The organism is Pontibacter ummariensis (assembly GCF_900188175.1).
In the GTDB taxonomy this organism is placed as follows: Bacteria; Bacteroidota; Bacteroidia; order Cytophagales; family Hymenobacteraceae; genus Pontibacter; species Pontibacter ummariensis.
On sequence record NZ_FZOQ01000063.1, the window covers coordinates 1 to 3,911 of the forward strand.

At 48.0% G+C, this 3,911-nt stretch carries 5 protein-coding genes; 2 read left to right on the forward strand and 3 right to left on the reverse strand.

Translation table 11 applies throughout. The features are described from left to right. Positions 1 to 788: 788 nt before the first annotated feature. Entirely contained in the window at positions 789 to 1,070 is a 282-nt protein-coding gene (locus tag CHB92_RS25640; protein WP_106219247.1) for a hypothetical protein, read from the reverse strand. Between the two features lie 797 nt (positions 1,071 to 1,867). On the opposite strand from CHB92_RS25640, the gene CHB92_RS25300 reads away from it, so the two are divergent. Then, the gene (locus CHB92_RS25300; protein WP_089322023.1) at positions 1,868 to 2,362 is read left to right on the forward strand and encodes an SRPBCC family protein; all 495 of its coding nucleotides are present in this window, start codon (positions 1,868 to 1,870) and stop codon (positions 2,360 to 2,362) included. Here the strand turns inward: CHB92_RS25300 and CHB92_RS25645 are convergent. Then, a complete protein-coding gene (locus CHB92_RS25645) occupies positions 2,295 to 2,660 on the reverse strand; it encodes a GbsR/MarR family transcriptional regulator (protein WP_144266406.1) in 366 nt (121 codons plus the stop codon). The two genes, CHB92_RS25300 and CHB92_RS25645, sit on opposite strands and share 68 nt — an antisense overlap. Before the next feature lie 140 nt (positions 2,661 to 2,800). Here CHB92_RS25645 and xth point away from each other — a divergent pair, with 140 nt between their 5' ends. Then, positions 2,801 to 3,583 carry an exodeoxyribonuclease III gene (gene xth, locus CHB92_RS25305; protein WP_089322024.1) on the forward strand — a complete coding sequence of 261 codons (783 nt, stop codon included), beginning with the start codon at positions 2,801 to 2,803 and terminating at the stop codon, positions 3,581 to 3,583. On the opposite strand, the gene CHB92_RS26360 is transcribed toward xth, so the two are convergent. Next, on the reverse strand, positions 3,564 to 3,692 hold the full coding sequence (locus CHB92_RS26360) for a hypothetical protein (protein ID WP_258179145.1): 129 nt from the start codon (positions 3,690 to 3,692) through the stop codon (positions 3,564 to 3,566). The genes xth and CHB92_RS26360 overlap by 20 nt on opposite strands. Between the last annotated feature and the right edge of the window lie 219 nt (positions 3,693 to 3,911).

Here is a 3,911-nt window from a genome sequence, read left to right on the forward strand (position 1 = left end):
TTTTGCGCTGTTGTCATCATGCGGAATATTTAAAGTTGTATCAAAGTTGCAACTTTAAACACGCGCTAAAAATGACATTCGTCAGTTTTGCAGGGTCAGTTTAGCTGTGCATCTCGTCCAGAGCAAGGTTTGCGTGTGCCACGGCACCGCCGGCGCGCATTTCTGCCACTACCCAGATCGCCTCCATTATTCCCTCCTAAGTTATATTCTTATACGTTTGCCTGCACCCAGGAAACTTAGCAAAAGCACCGCGACAAGAAAGGCATAATTTTCTATGCGGCCGTACAGAGTCATCTGCGGTCCCGCTACAAGGCCATGACTTCCTACACTTCCCCTTTTGCTCAGGCAGGTGTTCATGAATTTGTGGGGATGAGTTAGTTCTCCAAAAGAAACTGTGTCTTATTTAGCTCTACCTGCATCTCTAGGGCAACCCGCAGAATTAGCTTCACGCCGCGCCTGTATTCGTCGCTGCCAAACCTCACTTCGCGTTTCCACTTAACTTCTGTGCTGCAGTTGTTTAAGTCAAACTCTACAGCTACTTAGTCCATGTCAAACAAGGACATGCTCACCGGTTCTTTTGGAAGTTCAATTCTCATGTGGCCCTATGTCGGTAGAACGGAAAGTTTACTCCTGTACTCCCCCTATCGCAAAACTTACTACCTCTTAAACGGCAGGAAGGAAGGTTAGGACCAAATTCTTTCACTCAAATTTCAAGCCCTTCAGTAAATAAAGAGAACCGATCACTAACATGCCCAAACCCTGCAGGGCTTTCATAGACAGGTACCAGCTTAACACCACTGGCTCCGATGCTCTTTCCAAAAACGGTAGTCCTGAGGAGAGAGGTGCCGCATCATGTACTCTTGCAGCCCTTCATCTTTCCGCTCCATTATAAAGTGACAGAGACCAGGCAAACTCTTGCACTGGTTGTAGCCTAATCTCCTGAACATTGTTCGCAGGGGTTCCTTCATACTGTTCACCCAGTCATTGAAGTGCCTGGGCTCTGGTTCTACAGGAGGTAGTTCGAAGAAACGAGAGGTAGTTCTTCTTATGCGCAGCAGCTGTTCGTCCATTTCAAACTATAGTTAAGCAGAATCTACAGTAAGAGTAGAGCATAAATTGTAGTTGCTGTTTCCCCTTCAGTTAGCACCTGCCTTTTCTTGAAGGCGTTAACTGCTAGGTGCAGCTTTAGCTTCTTCTATGCTACGATTACTCTAAGGTATTGTCTGCCCCATCAGCAAGCTTTTTATGGCGCGCACCTGTCAATTACCGAAAAGGCCAAGGACAATCTTCCAATTTCCGACCCGGTACATGGCTACTTTTTATCACCTGGGACAGGCAACTAAAAAAGCCAAGCAGTAGGTAGCTACCGCTTAGCTTAGTAACACTTTAACGCACCTACACTTATTGAGCATGCCTATTCCACTCAACTTTAAGAGGTGATTTTGTCTATTTATTCTTCTTTTACGATTACTTAATAAGAAAGGTGCCCTAAAACGCTCCGTATGGGTTCTTCTTTCTGCATCTAACTTTATCAAAAGGAGTTGTCTTATAGTAACATTTATAAGAACACAGGTATGCCATGCTCTACGGATGCAATATGTTTAGTTTCTTCATTCGTGCCTTTACGCAAGCATTTCTGGCTTTGCCTTAAAGCTTCCCTTATGTTTGCACCAGCCGCTCCTAACAGCTACAGGCTCTAAAAGTAAATGTGTTACTGTTAGCGTTCTCTGCCTTGCCTCACGAAAAGATAGGGCAAGCCCAGAACATTTTGCTTTATAGGCAACATAAGGTAGCTTGCATTAGTGGGACAAAAGCATCGCCACCTTAAGACATGTAGAAACATTAAAAGCCTAATAACAAGCATCTCATGCCCGCCATTACTGTACACACGTTCGTCGCCGCACCTATAGAACTGTGCTTCGACCTTTCCCGAAGCATTGACCTGCATACCATCTCCACAAAGCACACGGGCGAAAGAGCCGTTGCTGGCGTTACTGCCGGATTGATCGAACTAGGAGAGACTGTGACCTGGAAGGCAAAGCACTTAGGGGTATGGCAACACCTGACTAGCAAAATAACCGAGTATAACCGCCCCTACTATTTTGTGGATGAGATGGTGCATGGGGCTTTCAAGCGCTTCAGGCATGAGCAATGCTTCAAAGAAATGGAAGGGGGCACGTTAATGCTAAAAGTTTTCGATTACACCTCGCCCCTTGGGATTTTAGGAAGTATTGTGGACAAATCGTTTCTTGAAAGTTATATGACCCGTCTGCTAACAAAAAGGGACAAGGTAATCAAGCAGTATGCGGAGTCTGGGAAATGGGAGCGAGTGCTAGGAATCGACAAGGTGGTCCAAGGGTAAATCTTCCTGGGGAATTAACGGCATCAACTAACGTAGACTCATCTATGAAATAGCGTTTCCTGTCACCAGGGAAAGTGATGTAGTCCACGATCCCTTCGCGCAGGAGCAGGTTAAGGGAAGGACCTGCTGAGCTCTTGCTTGCCTGAAGGGCCTCCATGATCGTATTAAAGGAGCAGTAAGGAGGCTCTGCCACGAGCAGGAGCGCCATGATACGGGCTGCCAGTGGAGGGATGGCCGATTTCTCCAAGGTGACCCCGATTCTTTCTGTTTGTGCCGCTTGTTTCTTGTCAATGTTCATACATCTAATAAAGGCTTAACGCGAAAGCAACGGGTTGGTTTATTAAATGCCGGTTAGTTCCGTTGCTTATGAACTACAACGCACTGATGCCAGCATGTCTCTTTTCTGGATTTACCTTCGTATAACTCCATCGAACCGATATGAAGATAGCTACCTACAATGTGAACGGCATAGGTGCCCGTCTGCCCGTACTGCTACGCTGGCTCCGCGAAGCAAAGCCGGATGTTGTTTGCCTGCAAGAGTTAAAGGCGCCCCAGGAGAGATTTCCGGCAGAGGCCTTACAACAGGAGGGCTACCACGCCGTCTGGCATGGGCAAAAGAGCTGGAACGGAGTCGCTATACTGGCGCGAGGGGCAGAGCCGAAGCTGACAAGGCGAGGGCTCCCAGGAGACCCTGAAGACGAACAGAGCCGCTACATAGAGGCGACGGTCAAGGAAGTTCTCATTGGTTGTTTGTACCTGCCAAACGGGAACCCGGCACCAGGCCCTAAGTTTGACTATAAGCTGCAGTGGTTTGAAAGGCTGTCTGCCCATGCACATGAACTCCTTTCTTCCGGTGTTCCGGTAATACTAGCCGGAGACTACAATGTCATTCCAACGGACCTGGACGCCTACAAGCCGGAGCGTTTGATCGACGATGCCCTGTTCCGACCAGCCACTCGCTCAGCCTTCCACGCGCTCCTGGCCCAGGGTTGGACAGACGCCGTTCGCACCACTTACCCAAGTGACAGAGTCTATACCTTCTGGGATTACTTCCGGAACGCTTTTGACCGTGATGCGGGTATGCGCATTGACCATCTCCTGCTCAGCCCACAGTTAGTGAGCCGATTAGTTACTGCCGGCGTAGACCGTAACGTCCGGGGGTGGGAAAAAACAAGCGACCATGCGCCCGTATGGATAGAGCTTACGGATGATCCAGCATGAAGCCAGCCGGTCCTGTTCTTCGTTCCCTTACCTTCATAAGCTGGGAATAGGCTGTTTCTCCCTTCACCTCTACTTCTACTCTATAGCAGGAGCGTTCAAGAACTGCCATGCCTTACCTTAACGACGCTTTATCCTGCTGCTCATGAAGCATGATTATATAAATCGAATTGTAATAAGTAATTTTCTGACCTAATTATCATGAAACCTCAGCCGCTTGTATCGGGAGGCTGACTAGGAAGAAACAGTGCCATGGCGGTTATCTCAGAGATTGGCCTTACAGAGGTGCTAGACCTTTTAGGGACGTTTGCATTTGCGTTAAGTGGTATCA

What these genes read in the sequence shown, in the direction of transcription:
- CHB92_RS25640 (WP_106219247.1), bottom strand. Translation starts at nt 1,070, where the DNA reads ATGGACGAACAGCTGCTGCGCATAAGAAGAACTACCTCTCGTTTCTTC.
- CHB92_RS25300 (WP_089322023.1), top strand. Translation starts at nt 1,868, where the DNA reads ATGCCCGCCATTACTGTACACACGTTCGTCGCCGCACCTATAGAACTG.
- CHB92_RS25645 (WP_144266406.1), bottom strand. Translation starts at nt 2,660, where the DNA reads ATGAACATTGACAAGAAACAAGCGGCACAAACAGAAAGAATCGGGGTC.
- xth (WP_089322024.1), top strand. Translation starts at nt 2,801, where the DNA reads ATGAAGATAGCTACCTACAATGTGAACGGCATAGGTGCCCGTCTGCCC.
- CHB92_RS26360 (WP_258179145.1), bottom strand. Translation starts at nt 3,692, where the DNA reads ATGGCAGTTCTTGAACGCTCCTGCTATAGAGTAGAAGTAGAGGTGAAG.